The 16,942-nt window shown below is 71.1% G+C and carries 14 protein-coding genes; 5 read left to right on the forward strand and 9 right to left on the reverse strand.

From position 1 onward, the window contains the following. Positions 1 to 171: 171 nt before the first annotated feature. The 7 genes from Sdia_RS24425 to Sdia_RS24455 form a co-directional block, all read right to left on the reverse strand. On the reverse strand, positions 172 to 615 hold the full coding sequence (locus tag Sdia_RS24425) for a bifunctional DNA primase/polymerase (protein WP_189500513.1): 444 nt from the start codon (positions 613 to 615) through the stop codon (positions 172 to 174). A gap of 358 nt (positions 616 to 973) precedes the next feature. Next, positions 974 to 2,395: an NAD(P)/FAD-dependent oxidoreductase gene (locus Sdia_RS24430; protein WP_189500514.1), complete on the reverse strand. Its 1,422-nt coding sequence runs from the start codon at positions 2,393 to 2,395 to the stop codon at positions 974 to 976. A gap of 100 nt (positions 2,396 to 2,495) precedes the next feature. Continuing rightward, positions 2,496 to 3,287 (reverse strand): ABC transporter permease, encoded by a 792-nt coding sequence (locus tag Sdia_RS24435; RefSeq protein ID WP_100457643.1) that lies wholly within the window; start codon positions 3,285 to 3,287, stop codon positions 2,496 to 2,498. Then, positions 3,284 to 4,204, reverse strand: a complete 921-nt coding sequence (locus Sdia_RS24440; protein WP_100457644.1) for an ABC transporter permease — start codon at positions 4,202 to 4,204, stop codon at positions 3,284 to 3,286. Before Sdia_RS24440 ends, Sdia_RS24435 begins: the two co-directional genes overlap by 4 nt. Then, a complete protein-coding gene (locus tag Sdia_RS24445; RefSeq protein WP_189401031.1) occupies positions 4,201 to 5,352 on the reverse strand; it encodes an ABC transporter ATP-binding protein in 1,152 nt (383 codons plus the stop codon). Before Sdia_RS24445 ends, Sdia_RS24440 begins: the two co-directional genes overlap by 4 nt. A 247-nt stretch (positions 5,353 to 5,599) precedes the next feature. Beyond that, positions 5,600 to 6,856 (reverse strand): polyamine ABC transporter substrate-binding protein, encoded by a 1,257-nt coding sequence (locus tag Sdia_RS24450; protein ID WP_189500515.1) that lies wholly within the window; start codon positions 6,854 to 6,856, stop codon positions 5,600 to 5,602. 152 nt (positions 6,857 to 7,008) lie between these two features. Next, on the reverse strand, positions 7,009 to 8,526 hold the full coding sequence (locus tag Sdia_RS24455) for a gamma-aminobutyraldehyde dehydrogenase (protein WP_189500516.1): 1,518 nt from the start codon (positions 8,524 to 8,526) through the stop codon (positions 7,009 to 7,011). 227 nt (positions 8,527 to 8,753) lie between these two features. On the opposite strand from Sdia_RS24455, the gene ybiA reads away from it, so the two are divergent. Further along, entirely contained in the window at positions 8,754 to 9,305 is a 552-nt protein-coding gene (gene ybiA / locus Sdia_RS24460) for a riboflavin biosynthesis intermediates N-glycosidase (RefSeq protein ID WP_124288225.1), read from the forward strand. Between the two features lie 376 nt (positions 9,306 to 9,681). On the opposite strand, the gene Sdia_RS30400 is transcribed toward ybiA, so the two are convergent. Continuing rightward, positions 9,682 to 9,969 (reverse strand): DUF4190 domain-containing protein, encoded by a 288-nt coding sequence (locus Sdia_RS30400; RefSeq protein WP_229831601.1) that lies wholly within the window; start codon positions 9,967 to 9,969, stop codon positions 9,682 to 9,684. Positions 9,970 to 10,845: 876 nt separating this feature from the next. On the opposite strand from Sdia_RS30400, the gene Sdia_RS24470 reads away from it, so the two are divergent. Next, positions 10,846 to 11,940, forward strand: a complete 1,095-nt coding sequence (locus Sdia_RS24470) for an adenosine deaminase (protein ID WP_371874295.1) — start codon at positions 10,846 to 10,848, stop codon at positions 11,938 to 11,940. A 42-nt stretch (positions 11,941 to 11,982) separates the two neighbouring features. Then, positions 11,983 to 12,738 (forward strand): glycerophosphodiester phosphodiesterase, encoded by a 756-nt coding sequence (locus tag Sdia_RS24475; protein ID WP_124288223.1) that lies wholly within the window; start codon positions 11,983 to 11,985, stop codon positions 12,736 to 12,738. A 361-nt stretch (positions 12,739 to 13,099) separates the two neighbouring features. On the opposite strand, the gene Sdia_RS24480 is transcribed toward Sdia_RS24475, so the two are convergent. Further along, positions 13,100 to 14,545 carry a gamma-aminobutyraldehyde dehydrogenase gene (locus tag Sdia_RS24480; protein WP_100457652.1) on the reverse strand — a complete coding sequence of 482 codons (1,446 nt, stop codon included), beginning with the start codon at positions 14,543 to 14,545 and terminating at the stop codon, positions 13,100 to 13,102. 161 nt (positions 14,546 to 14,706) lie between these two features. On the opposite strand from Sdia_RS24480, the gene Sdia_RS24485 reads away from it, so the two are divergent. Together Sdia_RS24485 and Sdia_RS24490 are read left to right on the forward strand one after the other, a co-directional pair. Further along, positions 14,707 to 15,210, forward strand: a complete 504-nt coding sequence (locus Sdia_RS24485; protein WP_100457653.1) for an Lrp/AsnC family transcriptional regulator — start codon at positions 14,707 to 14,709, stop codon at positions 15,208 to 15,210. After that, the gene (locus Sdia_RS24490) at positions 15,195 to 16,574 is read left to right on the forward strand and encodes an aspartate aminotransferase family protein (RefSeq protein WP_189500517.1); all 1,380 of its coding nucleotides are present in this window, start codon (positions 15,195 to 15,197) and stop codon (positions 16,572 to 16,574) included. Before Sdia_RS24485 ends, Sdia_RS24490 begins: the two co-directional genes overlap by 16 nt. Positions 16,575 to 16,942 lie beyond the last annotated feature (368 nt).

Raw genomic sequence — 16,942 nt, forward strand, 5'->3', positions numbered from 1 at the left:
GCCCCTGACGCCCGCACAACACAGGGGAAGCCCCGTCATTCACCGCAAGGATCGGGCGCACCGCAGCCCCTGCGCACTTCAGGCACTGCGCGAGCTGCCCCGGCCCCACGCCCGCCAAAACCAGGCAACGAACCGGGCGGCGCACCAGCACCGCGACGGACAGCGGACCGACTACCCCTCCCCCGCCACCGCTTCGTGCATGGCGAGCTCCAGCAGCCCTGGGTCGTTCAGCGTCCCTGAGCCGTCCGGGCGGACCAGCCAGTTCGTCACGCCAGCGGGCCGCCCCGGGTGCGGCACCACGATCCACGCGCCGCGCCCGACCGCGCGGACGCCCGTGCCCAGCCACCGTGACGCGGTGCCGGGCGGCACGAAGAAGCCGAGCCGCACCCCGCCCGACTCCGAGAGCACCGGGCCAGGCCGGTCGGCACACCGACTCAGCACGTCGAGAGTGGGGTGCCCAAGCTCCCCGGGAAGGACCAGCACGTCCCACAGACCCCCCGCCGGCAGCAGAACCATGCCGTGCGGATCGCGCTCCCAGCGCCGACGGCACGTGGCCGCGTCCGGCGCGGCGGACAGCAGCCATTCGACAGCCGTCTTCATCTGGAACCCCGTCATGACGCTTCCCCTCCGCTGTCGGACATCCCGTCACTAGCCGAGAGCGCTTCTCACTGTGAGCATTACGCGGATTCGGGGACCGACTCTCCGTGAGCCGGCTCACATGGGCAGGCGGCGGAACCGCCCCGTCGACACCGGAGCGCGCGGACAGAACGGGGCGGGCGGGAGCGCGTGACGACCCGCGTGAATAAGGGCTACGCCGCGGCGCTGCCCCTTACCCCTCCCCACACCATGTAAGGCCCACGCCGCAAGCGCGCCCACTTACGCGCCGCGCAGGACGGCGGTGACGTGAGCCCGCGCGTCCCGTGCCGCCCCGGGACCCGTTGTCGCAGCCTCGAGCACCCGCCCCACAGCCACGTCAGCTGTCGAACCCCATGCCCATCCGGTCCATGGCCCGCAGCCAGAGATTGCGACGGCCGCCCCGTTCGTCCGCTCGCGCCAGCGACCACTTGGTCAGAGCGACGCCTGCCCAGGCGAAGGGTTCCGGCGGGAAGGGCAGCGGTTTGGTGCGGACCATTTCCAGAGAGGTCCGTTCGGTCTCCTCTCCGCCGAGGAGGTCGAGCATCACGTCGGCGCCGAAGCGGGTGGCCCCGACCCCGAGCCCCGTGTAGCCGGCCGCGTACGCGACGCGCCCCCCGTGCGCGGTGCCGAAGAAGGCGGAGAAGCGCGAGCAGGTGTCGATCGCCCCTCCCCAGGCGTGGGTGAAGCGGACGCCCTCCAGTTGGGGGAAGCACGCGAAGAAGTGGTCGGCCAGGCGGTCGAAGGTCTCGGGTCGCTGGTCCAGGGCGGCACGCATCTTCCCGCCGTACGGGTAGATCGCGTCGTAGCCACCCCACAGGATCCGGTTGTCCGAGGACAGCCGGAAGTAGTGGAACTGGTTGGCGCTGTCGCCGAGGCCCTGGCGGTCGTGCCAGCCGATGGCGGCGAGTTGCGCGGCGTCGAGCGGCTCGGTCATCAGGGCGTAGTCGTAGACCGGGACGGTGAGGGGGCGGGTGCGGCGTACGAGGGAGGGGAAGACGTTGGTGCCGAGAGCGACCTGCGCGCAGCGCACCGTGCCGCCCCGCAGCGTGCGCACCTCCATCCCCGCCCCGTGGCGGGCGAGGGACGTGGCGGGGGTGCCTTCGTGGACGCGTACGCCCAATGACAGACAGGCGGCCTTCAGGCCCCAGGCGAGCCGCGCGGGATCGACCAGGGCCACGCCGTCGCGGTCCCAGAGACCGCCCAGGAAGGTCGGCGAGTCGACGTGGGCACGCACGGCGTCCTCGTCGAGCAGTTCGCAGCCGGCCGCGAGGCCCGCGGCGTCCATCTCCTCGTACAGGTCGCGCAACCCGGTCACGTGGTGGGGCTGGGTGGCGACCGAGATCTCCCCGCTGCGTTCGAAGGCACAGTCCATGCCGTACCGGTGAACCGCGGATTCGATGGCGTCGAGGTTGCGGGCGCCGAGCTCTTCCAGGAGGCGCATCTCGGCCGGCCAGCGCGAGAGACCGTTGGCGGTGCCGTGAGTGAGGGACGCGGCGCAGAATCCGCCGTTGCGGCCCGAGGCCGCCCAGCCGACCTCCCGGCCCTCCAGCAGGAGCACATCGCGGCCGGGATCGCGTTCCTTGGCGAGGAGCGCCGTCCACAGTCCGCTGTAGCCGCCGCCCACGACCAGCAGGTCGCAGCGGGCATCGCCGACGAGGGCGGGTTCGGGAGTGGGGCGCCCTGGGGCGTCGAGCCAGAACGGGACGGGCGAAGCGTCCGACAGAGCGGCTGACCTGCTGGTCATGGCACGTGCGGCCATGATGTCAACTCCCTTGCGGTCGTGCGCGGTACGGGGTGACGCCGCGGAGCGCCCGTTACTGCGCGGTGTGTGCCGCGCGGTACGGGGCGCCCCGCGCCGTTCATCGGGCCCGCTTCTTGCGCCGGTTGCCGAGCAGCATCCCGGCGAGGACGAGGAGGATGGCGACCGCGAACATGGCGGTGCCGATCACGTTGATCTGGACAGGCGTCCCACGCTGCGCCGAGCCCCACACGTACATGGGGAAGGTGACCGTGGAACCGGCGTTGAAGTTGGTGATGATGAAGTCGTCGAACGACAGGGCGAAGGCCAGCAGGGCACCGGCCGCGATGCCGGGGGCGGCGATGGGCAGTGTCACGCGCAGGAAGGTCTGCACGGGGCCGGCGTAGAGGTCCTGGGCGGCCTGTTCCAGGCGCGGGTCCATCGACATCACCCGAGCCTTGACGGCGGTGACGACGAAGCTCAGGCAGAACATGATGTGGGCGATGAGGATCGTCCAGAATCCGAGCTGCACCCCCATGTTGAGGAAGAGGGTGAGCAGCGAGGCGGCCATCACGACTTCCGGCATGGCCATCGGCAGGAAGATCAGCGCGCTGACCGTGGAGCGCGCCCGGAACCGGTGGCGGACCAGTGCGAACGCGACCATGACGCCCAGCACGGTCGCCCCGAGCGTCGCCCAGCCGGCGATCTGAAGGCTGAGGGCGAGCGAGCCGCACAGGTCGGCGGCACCGCAGGGGTCCCGCCACGCGTCGACGGAGAATTCCTGCCACGTGTAGTTGAAGCGGCCTCGGGGCTTGTTGAACGAGAAGGCGAGCACGACAGCGTTGGGCAGGATCAGGAAGGCGAGCGTGACGAGGCCCGCGATGACGACGAGGTTGCGGCGCAGCCAGCTCATCGGACCAGCTCCTCCGTCCCGGACTTACGGATGTGGAAGGTGACCATGAACAGGATCGCCGCCATGAGGATGAAGGAGAGCGCGGCCGCCGTCGGGTAGTCGAGGATGCGCAGGAACTGTGTCTGGATGACGTTGCCGATCATCCGTGTGTCGGTGGAGCCGAGCAGGTCGGCGTTGACGTAGTCACCGCTGGCCGGGATGAAGGTCAGCAGCGTCCCGGAGACGACACCGGGCATCGACAGCGGGAACGTCACCTTCCGGAACGTCGTGAAGGGGTGCGCGTACAGGTCCCCCGCCGCTTCGTGCAGCCGCCCGTCGACGCGTTCCAGCGAGGTGTACAGCGGCAGGATCATGAACGGCAGGAAGTTGTACGTGAGGCCGCAGATGACCGCGAGGGGGGTGGCGAGCAGGCGGTCGCCCTGGGTGAGTCCGAGCCAACCGGTGACATCGAGGACGTGGAGGCTGTTCAGCACGGCCACGACGGGCCCGCCGTCCGAGAGGATCGTCTTCCAGGCGAGCGTGCGGATCAGGAAGCTGGTGAAGAACGGCGCGATCACCAGGATCAGCACCACTCCGCGCCACCGCCCCGCCCGGAAGGCGATGAGGTACGCCAGCGGGTACCCCAGCACGAGACAGAGCACCGTGGCCGCCCCCGCGTACAGCACGGAGCGCAGGAACTGGGGCCAGTATTCGGCCAGCGCCTCCCCGTAGGTGGCGAAGTGCCACGTCACCTGGAAGCCGTCCTCCAGCGACCCGGTCTGCACCGAGGTCGACGCCTGGTAGACCATCGGCAGCGCGAAGAAGACGAGCAGCCAGAGAATGCCGGGGAACAGCAGCCAGTACGGGGTGAGGCGGCCGCGCCGTTTACGCGGACGAGGCGGCGCGGCGCCCGGCGGCTTGGTCGGAGTGGCGGTCATGCGGCGGCGTCCTCCTCCGCCAAGGCGCTGCCCGCGTCGATGTCCTGAGCGGCGTCGAGGCCGAAGGAGTGCTCCGGGTTCCAGTGCAGGACCACCTCGGCGCCGGGAGCGAGGCGGGTGTCGCGCTCGACGTTCTGGACGTAGACCTCGAGGCCCGCGCAGACGGGGCTGTCGATCACGTACTGGGTGGAGACGCCGATGAAGCTGGTGGCGGTGATGGTGCCGGCGAGCCGGTTACGGCCGTCGGGTATGCCCGCGGCGTCCGCGGCGGGTGCGAGGGAGATCTTCTCTGGGCGTATGCCGAGCAGGACGGGACCGGTCGCGGCGGTGGCGCCGTTGCGTGCGGCGGGCAGGGTGAGCCGCGTGTCGCCGGCGCGCAGGAGGAGGTGGTCACCGCCGCGGCCGTCGAATCGGGCGGGGACGAGGTTGGAGGTGCCGAGGAAGTTGGCGACGAAGGTGCTCCGCGGCGTTTCGTAGAGGTCGGTGGGCGCGCCGAGTTGTTCGACGCGGCCACCGTTCATGACCGCGACCTGGTCGGCCATGGTCATGGCCTCCTCCTGGTCGTGGGTGACGTGGACAAAGGTGATGCCGACCTCGGTCTGGATGCGCTTGAGCTCGAGCTGCATCTGGCGGCGGAGCTTCAGGTCGAGCGCACCGAGCGGCTCGTCGAGGAGGAGCACCTGGGGGTGGTTGATGAGGGCCCGGGCGACCGCGACGCGCTGCTGCTGGCCACCGGAGAGCTGGTGCGGCTTGCGCCGGGCGAAGTCGCCGAGCTCGACCAGGTCGAGCATCTCGCCGACCTGCCCGCTCACCGACTTGATGCCGCGTCGGCGCAGTCCGAAGGCGATGTTCTCGAAGACGTCGAGATGCGGGAAGAGGGCGTAGCTCTGGAAGACGGTGTTGACGGGGCGCTTGTACGGGGGGAGCCCTGTCACGTCGCGCTCCCCGAGCAGGACTGAGCCGGTGGTGGGGTCCTCCAGGCCGGCGATCATACGGAGCGTGGTGGTCTTGCCGCAGCCCGAGGCGCCGAGCAGGGCGAAGAACGATCCGGCGGGCACGGTCAGGTCGAGCGGGTGGACTGCGGTGAACGAGCCGTAGGACTTGCTGATCCCTGAGAGGCGGACGTCGCCGCCGCGATCGGTGGTCATGGAGTGGTCCCGGGGGATTGAGGGGGCAGAAGTGGAAGGGGGCGCCGCCCGCACCGGACGGGGCACAGCAGGAGGTGATGGCGGCGGGCGCGGGGCCGTGCGGGCCCGCGTAGTACCGGGCGGCGCGACCGCCTCGTACGGTGCGGGGCCGACGCCTCGTACGGGGCGCACGACCTGCGAAAACAGTGCTCGCGCGTACGGCGACGGGGCGCCCGGCGTACGGGGCGCGCGACGCGCCGGACGGGGCTCAGGTGGTGAGCTTGGCGAAGGCCGCCTCGTACCGCGCCTCCTCCTCGGAGGTCAGGGAACGGAAGGAGCGCGACTTCGCGGCCATGGCCGCGTCCGGAACGATCAGCGGATTCTCGGCAGCTTCCTTGTCGATCTCGGCCAGCTCGGCCCTCACCCCGTCGACGGGGCAGACGAAGTTGATCCACGCCGCGAGCCCGGCGGCGACCTTGGGCTCGTAGTAGTAGTCGATGAGCCTCTCGGCGTTGGTCTTGTGCCGGGCCTTGTTGGGCACCAGGAGGTTGTCGCTGGAGGTGAGGTAGCCGCCGTCGGGAATGTGGAAGCGGACGTCGGGGGTTCCGGCGGAGAGCTGGACGACGTCGCCCGCCCAGGCGAGACAGGCCGCGAGGTCGCCCGATTCGAGGTCGGAGGTGTAGTCGTTGCCGGTGAAGCGTCGTATCTGCCCGTTGTCGACGCCCTGCTGGATCCGGGCGACCGCCGCGTCGAAGTCGTCGTCCGTGAAGTCGCCCGGGTCCTTTCCGGAGTCGAGCAGCGTCATGCCCACCGAGTCGCGCATCTCGGAGAGGAAGCCGACCCTTCCCTTGAGCGCAGGGTCCTCCAGGAGTTGCCGGACCGAGGTCGCCTCTTTGCCCTTGGTCGCCTTGGCGTTGTAGGCGATGACGGTGGAGATGCCCTGCCATGGGTAGCTGTAGGCCCGCCCGGGGTCCCAGTCGGGGTTGCGGAACTGGGGCGACAGGTTGGAGTACGCGTGCGGGAGGTTGGCGGGGTCGAGCTTCTGTACCCAGCCGAAGCGGATGAGGCGGGCGGCCAGCCAGTCGGTGACGCAGATGAGGTCGCGCCCGGTGTCCTGCCCCGCGGCGAGCTGCGGCTTGATCTTGCCGAAGAACTCGACGTTGTCGTTGATGTCCTCGGTGTACTTGACCTTGATGCCGGTCCGCCGCTGGAAGGCGTCGAGGGTGGGACGGCTCTTCTTGTCCTCCGACAGATCCATGTACTCGGTCCAGTTGGAGAAGCTGAGCCGCTTCTCCTTCGCCGAGTGGTCCTCCGACGCGCCCGCCTGGACGTTCCCGGCCGCCGGCGGGATGCCGCAGGCGGTCACCGTGCCCAGTGCGCCCACGGCCAGGGCCCCGCCGCCTGTGGCACGCAGCAGCGACCGGCGGCTGAAGGCGCTGCGGTCACGCGGCGCGCCGGCACGCGCCCCGCGCCGCATCGCTGCCAACTGGGCCGGGGTGGGGCGGCCGGGCTCGTACTGCTCCATGCGCGGGGACCCTTTCGAAAGGGGCGGCCACCGGGAGCGGCGGGACCGGCTCCGGTGACCGCCGCGGTGCGGATACGGGGAGATACGGCGGTGCGGGTGGGCGGGGCGTACGGGTCGGTGCGTGGCGGCGTACGGGGCGATGGTGCGGGCGGTCAGCGGCGGCCGAAGACGGTGCGGTGCCAGTCCTTCCGCGCGACCGCGGTGTTGTCGTACATGACGTGCTTGATCCGGGTGTACTCGTCGAAGGAGTAGGACGACATGTCCTTGCCGAACCCCGACGCCTTGTATCCGCCGTGCGGCATCTCGCTGAGGATCGGGATGTGGTCGTTGACCCACACGCATCCGGCCTGGATCTCGCGCGTGGCCCGCCCGGCGCGGAAGACGTCGCGGGTCCAGGCGGACGCGGCGAGGCCGTACGGGGTGTCGTTGGCCAGCCGTAGCCCCTCGTCGTCGCTGTCGAAGGGAAGGACGACCAGGACGGGGCCGAAGACCTCGGCCTGGACGACCTCGCTGCCCTGCGGGGCGTCGGCGATGAGCGTAGGACGGTAGTACGCGCCCGCGGCGAGTTCCCCGCCGGGCGCCGCGCCCCCGGCGACGACGCGGGCGTAGGACCGGGCCCGTTCGACGAAGCCCGCCACGCGGTCCCGGTGCGCGTGGCTGATGAGCGGGCCGATGTCGGTGGCGGGGTCGAACGGGTCACCGACCTGGACGGTGGCCATCAGATCCGCCACGCCCGCCACGAACGCGTCGTACAGGGGCCGCTGCACGTAGGCGCGCGTCGCGGCGGTGCAGTCCTGCCCGGAGTTGATGAGCGCGCCCGCGACGGCGCCGTGGACCGCCGCGTCGAGGTCGGCGTCGTCGAAGACGACGAAGGGCGCCTTGCCGCCGAGTTCGAGGTGGAGCCGCTTGACGCCCGCGGTCGCGATCTCGGCGACGCGGCGGCCCACGGCGGTGGAGCCGGTGAAGGAGGTCATCGCGACGTCCTCGTGGGCCACCAGGTGCTCGCCCGCGCCGACGCCCGCACCGCTCACGATGTTGACGACGCCGTCGGGCAGTCCTGCTGCCGTGGCGGCCTCGGCGAAGAGCAGCGAGGTGAAGGGCGTGAGTTCGGAAGGCTTCAGGACGATGGTGTTGCCCGCGGCGACGGCCGGCAGAATCTTCCAGGCGGCCATCTGCAGCGGATAGTTCCACGGAGCGATGGACCCGACGACGCCGATGGGCTCGCGGCGTACGTACGAGGTGTGGTCGCCGCTGTACTCACCCGCGGAGGCCCCTTGCAGGTGGCGCGCGGCGCCTGCGAAGAACGCCGCGTTGTCGACGGTGCCGGGGACGTCGAACTCGCGGCTCAGCTTCAGCGGCTTACCGCACTGGAGCGACTCCGCCTGGGCGAACTCCTCGGCGCACTCGCCCAGTACCGCCGCGAGGGCGTGCAGCTTGTCGGAGCGCTCGCCGGGCGTCGCGCCGGACCACCCAGGATGCGCGCCGCGGGCCGCGACGACCGCCGCGTCCACGTCCTCCGTCCCGGCGAGTTCGTACGTGTGGACGGGTCGGCCGGTGGCCGGGTCGACGACCGTGTGACTGGTTCCTGACGTCCCGGGGCGCAGTTCTCCGGCGATGAACTGGGCACCTGCCGCAAGACGGTCATCCACCTGGAAGCGGTTCTCGTGCATGTCGCTCTCCTCCACCGCATGCCCCGTCCCCCGGGTCACGGCGTAGCTCCGGCTCGGCGTGGCTGCTGATCCTGACAGAAAGCTCACACCCCAACAAGTGATTCCGTTGTTTCCTTTTGGTTACGCAACGGAATCTATCGACTCCCGATCGCATCGAGCGGCCGGGCGTCGAGAAACGGGCGAAAAACCCGGACGCCGCGCCGGGTACGCGTGCGACGCTCCCGTGCATGGACACCATCACCTCACGTGACGCCTTGATCCGGTACACCCGCGCGGGCGGGGCGGTGAAGTATCTGCCTTTCTGGGGCCACGCACCGCGTCGCGACGGACAGCTCGGCGCGGGTTGCCTCAGCCAGTGGTGGCCCTCCCCGTTCACGGTCGGCGGAATCCGCTACGCGACGGCCGAGCACTGGATGATGGCCGGCAAGGCCCGCCTCTTCGGTGACGCGGAAGCCGAATGTCGCGCCCTCGCCGCCGCGACCCCGGCGGAGGCAAAGATCGCGGGGCGGCTGGTGCGCGACTTCGACGAGCGGACGTGGACCGAGGCGCGTTTCGCCCTGGTGACCGAGGGCAGCACGCACAAGTTCGGCTCCGACCCCGCGCTACGGAACTTTCTCCTCGGAACCGGTGAGCGGGTCCTGGTCGAGGCCAGCCCGCTGGACCGGATCTGGGGCGTCGGCCTGCCCCGGGACGATGAGCGGACCGGCGATCCGGAGCGGTGGCCCGGGCTGAACCTGCTGGGATTCGCGCTGATGGCGGCGCGCGAGCGGTTGCGGTGAGGGGCGGAAACGACGGCGCGCGCGGGAGAGGGGTGGCGCGGAGCGGGCGTCAGGGCAGCCAGGCACGAGGGCGTGGCCCGCGAGGCGGTACCCGGCGGCGTGCCCGGGGGCGTGCCCCGGGGGCGGCGGCGCCCCGTACGTCGCGAACGACCTGCGGTTCCATGGTTCGGCGCCGGGCGCTGCTGAGCGCGTACGGGGCGATGAAGGAAGCGCGCACACCACGGGGCGGAGGCCGGGGCGGGGCGGGTGCGGGGCTCTGTTGTCACACGCAGCTTTCCGGGCGGGCGGTGCCGTGCGAGGGTCCACGGGAGACGCGCCGCCGCGACCGCACCGGCCGCCTGTCGCCTGTCGCCTGTCGCCTGTCGCCTGTCGCCTGTCAGCGAACCGATGTCGCCGAGTACCCGCCCTCGTCCATGCGCCCGTTCGGCTCCTCGTCCGCCGTGCTGACCACCAGAACCAGTACCAGTGTCGCCAGCACCAAGCCGACGCCCCCGCAGATCATCCCCGCGAGGGCCTGACCTCGGTTCCCGGCTTCGCCGCGCCGCGCGCGGGCGTGGCCGATGCCACCGAAGATCAGCGCGAGAACCCCGAGGATCATCGCCAGGGGAAAGGCGATGAAGAGGACCAGGGCGATGATGCCGAGCGCGAGGCCGGCGTCGCCCATCCCGTTCCGCAGGCCGGTCGGCCACCCCCAGCCGGTGTACCCATAGGCCACGGGGTATCCGGGACCCGCGCCGTGAGCCACCCCGTACGGGGCGGGCGACTGTGCCGCCGCGGCGTACGGCGGCGGCACCGGGCCGGTCTGGGGCGCACCGTACGGCGCCGACCACGGAGCCGGCTGCTGCGGGCCGACGGGCGCCGGGCCGGGGCCTTCCGGGCCGATCGGCGGCGGGGGCACGGGGCCGCCGGACCTGGGCGGTGTAAGGGGCGACGCCGCGGCGTAGGGGCTACCGGCGCCGTGCGGGGCAGGTGCGGCCCCGTGGCCGCCGGGAGATGCGCCCAGCGGCTGCGCTCCGTAGGGGGCGGGGCCGGGCGACCGGTCCGCCGGGTCAGGCGGGGCCCACAGATCCCGGCGCTCCCTCGGTTCCGCCGTCACACCGGCTGCCGCCGCGTCGGCTGCCACCGCCCCGTCCGGTGTCGCGGCAGCGGGCGCCCCGGTGCGGGGCTCCGGAGCCCCGGAGGCCGGCGTCACCGCCGGCTCCGTGTCCGTGCTCTTGGTCAGCGACGGACCGGCCACCGAGGCGCCTGCGAAGGTCCGGCCGTCGGGATCCGCCGCGGACGCCTCGCCAGCCCCCGCCGATGTCCTGTCCGCACCTCTGTCGTCCCTCGCCCCGCGCTCCCCCGCCGAGGGCTCGGTGCGCCCGTCCCCATCGTCGTCACGCGGGGTCCCGTATTCGATCACCGTGGCGGGAGATGACTCGTCGGTGTCTTCACGGCGCCGCTCCGCCTGATGTTCGTCCTCGGGCATCGCGCCCACCCCCTCGTGCCGGTGTCCGGTCATGCTACGGGCCGACCGGTGGGCGCCCCGCCTGCGCCTAGGATGGCTCCGGCCCGCCCGGAGGCACACTCCGGACGGCGAAGCCCGAACCATACGCCGGAGGACACCGTGACCGATCTGCACGCCTTCATCGCGGGCCTGCCGAAGGCCGAACTGCATGTGCACCACGTGGGCTCCGCCTCACCGCGGATCGTCGCCGAACTGGCGGCCCGCCACCCGGACTCCGCGGTGCCCAGCGACCCGGAGGCGGTGGCGGACTACTTCACGTTCACGGACTTCGCCCACTTCATCCAGGTGTACCTCTCGGTTGTCGACCTGATCCGGACCCCGGAGGACATCCGCCTCCTGACGTTCGAGGTGGCCCGTGACATGGCCCGCCAGAACGTCCGCTACGCGGAGCTGACGGTGACTCCGTACAGCTCCACCCGTCGGGGCATCGACGAGCGCGCCTTCATGGACGCCATAGAGGACGCCCGGAAGGCGGCGGAGGCGGAGTTCGGCATCGTGCTGCGCTGGTGCTTCGACATCCCGGGCGAGGCCGGACTGGAGTCGGCCGAGGAAACACTGCGGCTCGCTCTCGACCTGCGCCCCGAGGGCCTGGTCTCCTTCGGCCTGGGCGGACCGGAGATCGGCGTTCCGCGGGCACAGTTCAAGCCGTACTTCGACCAGGCGATCGATGCGGGACTGCACAGCGTGCCGCACGCCGGCGAGACGACCGGCCCCGAGACGGTGTGGGAGGCGCTGCGCACCCTGCGCGCCGAACGCATCGGGCACGGCATCAGCTCCGTCCAGGACCCGGAGCTGCTCCGTCACCTGGCAGAGCACCGCATTCCGCTGGAGGTCTGCCCGACGTCCAACGTGGCGACCCGTGCGGTGAGTGAGATCGGGCTGCACCCGTTGAAGAAGCTGGTGGACGCCGGCGTGCTGGTGACCATCAACAGCGACGACCCGCCGATGTTCGGCACGGACCTCAACTCCGAGTACGACGTGGCCGCCCGCCTCCTCGGTCTCGACGAACGCGGGGTCGCGGGGCTGGCCAAGAACGCGGTCGAGGCCTCGTTCCTGGACCAGGCCGGCAAGGAACGGATCGCGGCGGAGATCGACGCCTGGACCGAGAGCTGGCTCGCCCAGGGATGAGCCACCGCGACGGGACGAGGTCCCGTCGGGCAGCATGGGGCCATGTCCACCGCGTACGACACCCACTCCTCCCCCGGCGCGGCGCCCGCGCCGCCTCGCGCCGTCGCCGTGGCCCATCGGGGCGACCCGTACCTGATGCGGGAGAACACCCTTCCCTCGCTACGTTCGGCACTCGACCGCGGGGCGGACGCCGTCGAGGCGGACGTACGGGTCACCGGTGACGGTGTACCGATGCTGCTGCACGACGCCACCCTTGAACGACTGTGGGGCCACGAGCGGCGCCTCGCCTCCTTGTCGGCCGACGCGGTCTGCGAACTGACGGCCGGCAGGCTTCCGCGTCTCGACGAGGCCTTGCGCGTGACCCGGGACAGCAGGCTCATGCTCGACCTTCCGGGCGCACCGTCACGCCGCGACGTCGCCGCGGTGATCGGCACGGTGCGCGACTGCGGGGCGGCAGACCGCGTGTACTGGACAGGGGGCGCCTCGGCCATGCTCCAGGTGCGCGCGCTGGACGGCGACGCGGAGATCGCCCTGACCTGGACGACGCTGGCGCCGCCGCGCCCCGCGCTGCTCTCCGCCGTAGGGCCTCGCTGGCTCAACTACCGCTTCGGCCTCGTCAGTCGCGAACTGGTCGACCGCGCCCACCGGGACGGCCTGCTGGTGTCGGCCTGGACACCCGACACCAGGCGCACGATGCGCCGCCTGCTCGCCGTAGGCGTCGACTCCCTCACCACCAACCGGATCGACGTCCTACGGGAACTCCTGGGCCCCTCGCGGCGCCCGCCGCAGACCCCGTAAGGGCTCACGCGGCGGAGCTGCCCTTACCGACGCCCCCCGTACACCGCCCCGTCGGGGCCGGGGCGGTGCCTCCGCCGCCCCCGCTCCTGACCGCCCGGCGACGGGGGCCCATGGCTCGGCGACCGGCCGGATCTCCCGCCGAGCCGGCCCCGGTCGCACGCGGCCTGTCGATGTCACGCCGCGACGCGTCTTCCCCCGGTCCGTGCGCACCGCCCCCGCCGCGCACCGCGTCACCCGCCCGGGACACCGCCCCGTACCTGCGCGAAAGAGCACGGCGCCGCCCCGTGAACGGGGCGGCGCCGGCCTTTGTCCCTGACCGCGTCACCGGGCCGCGGCGGCCCGCGACGGCGGCGTCGGGTGTCTAGCCCTCCAGCGACGTCATCACGTGCTTGACGCGCGTGTAGTCGTCGAAGCCGTACCCCGACAGGTCCTTGCCGTAGCCGGACTTCTTGAATCCGCCGTGCGGCATCTCGGCGACCAGCGGGATGTGGGTGTTGATCCACACGCAGCCGAAGTCGAGGTGGCGCGAGAGGCGCATGGCGCGTGCGTGGTCCTTGGTCCAGACGGACGAGGCCAGGGCGTACTCGACGCCGTTGGCGTACTCGAGGGCCTGGTCCTCGTCGCGGAAGGACTGGACGGTGATGACGGGTCCGAAGACCTCGTTCTGGATGATCTCGTCGTCCTGCTTCAGGCCGCTGACCACGGTCGGGGCGTAGAAGTACCCCTTGTCGCCGACCCGGTGGCCCCCTGCCTCGACCTTGGCGTGGGCCGGGAGTCGGTCGATGAAGCCGGAGACCTTGGCGAGCTGGTCGGCGTTGTTGAGCGGGCCGTACAGCACGTCCTCGTCGTCGGGCTGCCCGGTCTTCGTCTCCGCTGCAGCCTTGGCCAGCGCGGCGACGAAGTCGTCGTGGACCGACTCGTGGACGAGGACGCGGGTGGCGGCGGTACAGTCCTGGCCCGCGTTGAAGAACCCGGCCTCACTGATGCCCGAGGCGGCCGCGGCGAGGTCGGCGTCCTGGAAGACGAGGACCGGTGCCTTGCCGCCCAGCTCCAGGTGGACCCGCTTGAGGTCCTTGGCCGCGGACTCGGCCACCTGCATGCCGGCGCGCACCGAGCCGGTGATGGAGGCCATCGCGGGCGTCGGGTGCTCGACCATCGCGCGGCCGGTGTCACGGTCGCCGCAGATGACGTTGAAGACGCCCTTGGGCACGATCGAACCGATGATCTCGGCCATCAGCACGGTCGACGCCGGGGTGGTGTCCGAGGGCTTGAGGACGACGGTGTTCCCCGCGGCCAGCGCCGGGGCGAACTTCCAGACGCCCATCATCATCGGGTAGTTCCACGGGGCGACCTGCGCGCAGACGCCGATCGGCTCGCGGCGCACGAAGGAGGTGAGGCCCTCCATGTACTCCCCGGCGGAGCGGCCTTCGAGCATCCGTGCGGCGCCCGCGAAGAACCGGATCTGGTCGACCATCGGAGGGATTTCCTCGCTCCGCGTCAGGCCCAGCGGCTTGCCGGTGTTCTCCGACTCGGCGGCGATCAGCTCCTCGGCGCGCTCCTCGAAGGCGTCGGCGATCTTCAGCAGCGCGCGCTGCCGCTCGGCGGGGGTGGTGTCCCGCCAGGCCGGGAAGGCGGCCGCGGCGGCCTCCATCGCGGCGTCGACGTCGGCCTGGCCGGAGAGCGGCGCGGTCGCGTAGACCTCACCGGTGGCGGGGTTGACGACCTCGGTCGTACGCCCGTCGGCGGCGTCCTTGAACTCCCCGGCAATGTAGTTGCGCAGCCTGCGCGCCTGTCCCAGCTCGGTCACTGCCGGCCTCCTGTCGGATGTCCAGTGGATGAGACACCCACCTTAATCCGTGCGCCGCCGTTCTCAACATAGGCACCCCTCAGCATCTGCGAAATCGGTATCTCAAGAGCGCCACGACAACGAATTACATCGGTGCAGCCTTGCAAAACCGACGAGACCTCATGCACAGTGAGGCCGTGGCCAGTCGTAGCGCAGACTCCAGGAACGGGAGCGGTCCGTCGTCCGTCGACGCCGTCTCCCTGGCAATCATCGAGCAGCTCCAGGAGGACGGCCGACGCCCGTACGCCGCGATCGGCAAGGCCGTCGGCCTCTCCGAGGCGGCCGTGCGCCAGCGCGTACAGAAACTGCTGGACCAGGGCGTGATGCAGATCGTCGCGGTGACCGATCCGCTCACGGTGGGTCTGCGCCGCCAGGCGATGGTCGGCATCAACGTCGAGGGCGACCTCGACCCGGTCGCCGAGGCCCTGTCGGCCATGGGCGAGTGCGAGTACGTGGTGATGACCGCCGGTTCGTTCGATCTGGTGGTGGAGATCGTCTGCGAGGACGACGACCACCTGCTGGAGACGATCAACAAACGCATCCGGGCCCTCCCCGGTGTGCGCTCCACCGAGAGCTTCGTCTACCTGAAGCTCAAGAAGCAGACCTACATGTGGGGAACCCGATAGCCGTGAGCAAGGACCTCAGCCGAACCGCGTACGACCACCTGTGGATGCATTTCACGCGCATGTCGTCGTACGAGAACGCGCCCGTCCCGACCATCGTGCGGGGCGAGGGCACCTACATCTACGACGACCGGGGACGGCGGTACCTGGACGGACTGGCGGGGCTCTTCGTCGTGCAGGCCGGGCACGGCCGCACCGAGCTGGCCCAAGCCGCCTCCAAGCAGGCACAGGACCTCGCGTTCTTCCCCATCTGGTCCTACGCGCACCCGAAGGCGGTCGAACTCGCCGAGCGGCTGGCCCACGAGGCGCCGGGCGACCTGAACAAGGTCTTCTTCACCACGGGCGGCGGCGAGGCGGTCGAGACCGCGTGGAAGCTGGCGAAGCAGTACTTCAAGCTGACCGGCAGGCCGACCAAGCACAAGGTCATCTCCCGCGCCGTCGCCTACCACGGCACGCCGCAGGGGGCGCTCTCCATCACCGGGCTGCCCGCGTTGAAGGCCCCGTTCGAACCGCTCGTGCCCGGTGCGCACAAGGTCCCGAACACCAACATCTACCGTGCGCCGATCTTCGGTGAGGACCCGGAGGCGTTCGGCCGCTGGGCCGCCGACCAGATCGAGCAGCAGATCCTCTTCGAGGGTCCGGACACCGTCGCCGCCGTCTTCCTGGAGCCGGTGCAGAACGCGGGCGGCTGCTTCCCGCCGCCGCCGGGCTACTTCCAGCGCGTCCGCGAAATCTGCGACCGGTACGACGTGCTACTCGTCTCCGACGAGGTCATCTGCGCCTTCGGCCGGCTCGGCACCACCTTCGCCTGTGACAAGTTCGGCTACGTCCCGGACATGATCACCTGCGCCAAGGGCATGACCTCGGGCTACTCCCCGATCGGCGCCTGCATCGTCTCCGACCGCCTCGCGGAGCCCTTCTACCAGGGCGACAACACCTTCCTGCACGGCTACACCTTCGGCGGGCACCCCGTCTCGTCCGCGGTCGCCCTGGCCAACCTCGACATCTTCGACCGCGAGAACCTCAACCAGCACGTCCTCGACAACGAAGGCGGCTTCCTCTCGACCCTCCAGAAGCTCCACAACCTGCCCATCGTCGGCGACGTCCGCGGCAACGGCTTCTTCTACGGGATCGAACTCGTCAAGGACAAGGCCACCAAGGAGACCTTCGACGACGAGGAGACCGAACGCGTCCTCTACGGCTTCCTCTCCAAGGCCCTCTTCGACAACGGCCTGTACTGCCGCGCCGACGACCGTGGCGACCCCGTCATCCAGCTGGCCCCACCGCTGATCTCCGGCCAGTCGACGTTCGACGAGATCGAGAACATTCTCCGCGAGGTCCTGACGGAGGCCTGGACAAAGCTCTGAGGCGCTGGGCGCCTGGCTCGGGGCGGACGGAGGGCTCGGTACGGGGCGGCTGGTACGGAGCAGACCTCATACGCGATGGGGCGCCGCGCGGGGCTGTCGCGCTCCGTACGAGGCGCATGTTCCGGTACGCGGCGCGGCGCTACAGGGAGATGCGCAGGTAGGGGGCGCCACGCGACGCTACGAGAAGGTGCGCGGCGTCAGGCCCCGCGCACCGTGCCTCCCCGAGGGGGGGGCGCACAGCACCGAACGCGACCGTCCCACCGAACGCTGAGGCCCGCTTCTCAGACAGGCCGATACGGCCGAGCCCTGCCCGCCATACGTCGCGCACCCCACCCTCCGCACCCCCTACGCCCCCGCGCCACCCCTTC

It is taken from the genome of Streptomyces diastaticus subsp. diastaticus (assembly GCF_011170125.1).
GTDB lineage: Bacteria > Actinomycetota > Actinomycetes > Streptomycetales > Streptomycetaceae > Streptomyces > Streptomyces diastaticus.

Coding starts and splice junctions, on each gene's coding strand:
- Sdia_RS24430 (WP_189500514.1), bottom strand. CDS start 2,395: ATGGCCGCACGTGCCATGACCAGCAGGTCAGCCGCTCTGTCGGACGCT.
- Sdia_RS30400 (WP_229831601.1), bottom strand. CDS start 9,969: ATGGGCGACGCCGGCCTCGCGCTCGGCATCATCGCCCTGGTCCTCTTC.
- Sdia_RS24425 (WP_189500513.1), bottom strand. CDS start 615: ATGACGGGGTTCCAGATGAAGACGGCTGTCGAATGGCTGCTGTCCGCC.
- Sdia_RS24440 (WP_100457644.1), bottom strand. CDS start 4,204: ATGACCGCCACTCCGACCAAGCCGCCGGGCGCCGCGCCGCCTCGTCCG.
- Sdia_RS24470 (WP_371874295.1), top strand. CDS start 10,846: ATGGCTCCGGCCCGCCCGGAGGCACACTCCGGACGGCGAAGCCCGAAC.
- Sdia_RS24435 (WP_100457643.1), bottom strand. CDS start 3,287: ATGAGCTGGCTGCGCCGCAACCTCGTCGTCATCGCGGGCCTCGTCACG.
- Sdia_RS24445 (WP_189401031.1), bottom strand. CDS start 5,352: ATGACCACCGATCGCGGCGGCGACGTCCGCCTCTCAGGGATCAGCAAG.
- ybiA (WP_124288225.1), top strand. CDS start 8,754: ATGGACACCATCACCTCACGTGACGCCTTGATCCGGTACACCCGCGCG.
- Sdia_RS24485 (WP_100457653.1), top strand. CDS start 14,707: ATGCACAGTGAGGCCGTGGCCAGTCGTAGCGCAGACTCCAGGAACGGG.
- Sdia_RS24455 (WP_189500516.1), bottom strand. CDS start 8,526: ATGCACGAGAACCGCTTCCAGGTGGATGACCGTCTTGCGGCAGGTGCC.
- Sdia_RS24450 (WP_189500515.1), bottom strand. CDS start 6,856: ATGGAGCAGTACGAGCCCGGCCGCCCCACCCCGGCCCAGTTGGCAGCG.
- Sdia_RS24475 (WP_124288223.1), top strand. CDS start 11,983: ATGTCCACCGCGTACGACACCCACTCCTCCCCCGGCGCGGCGCCCGCG.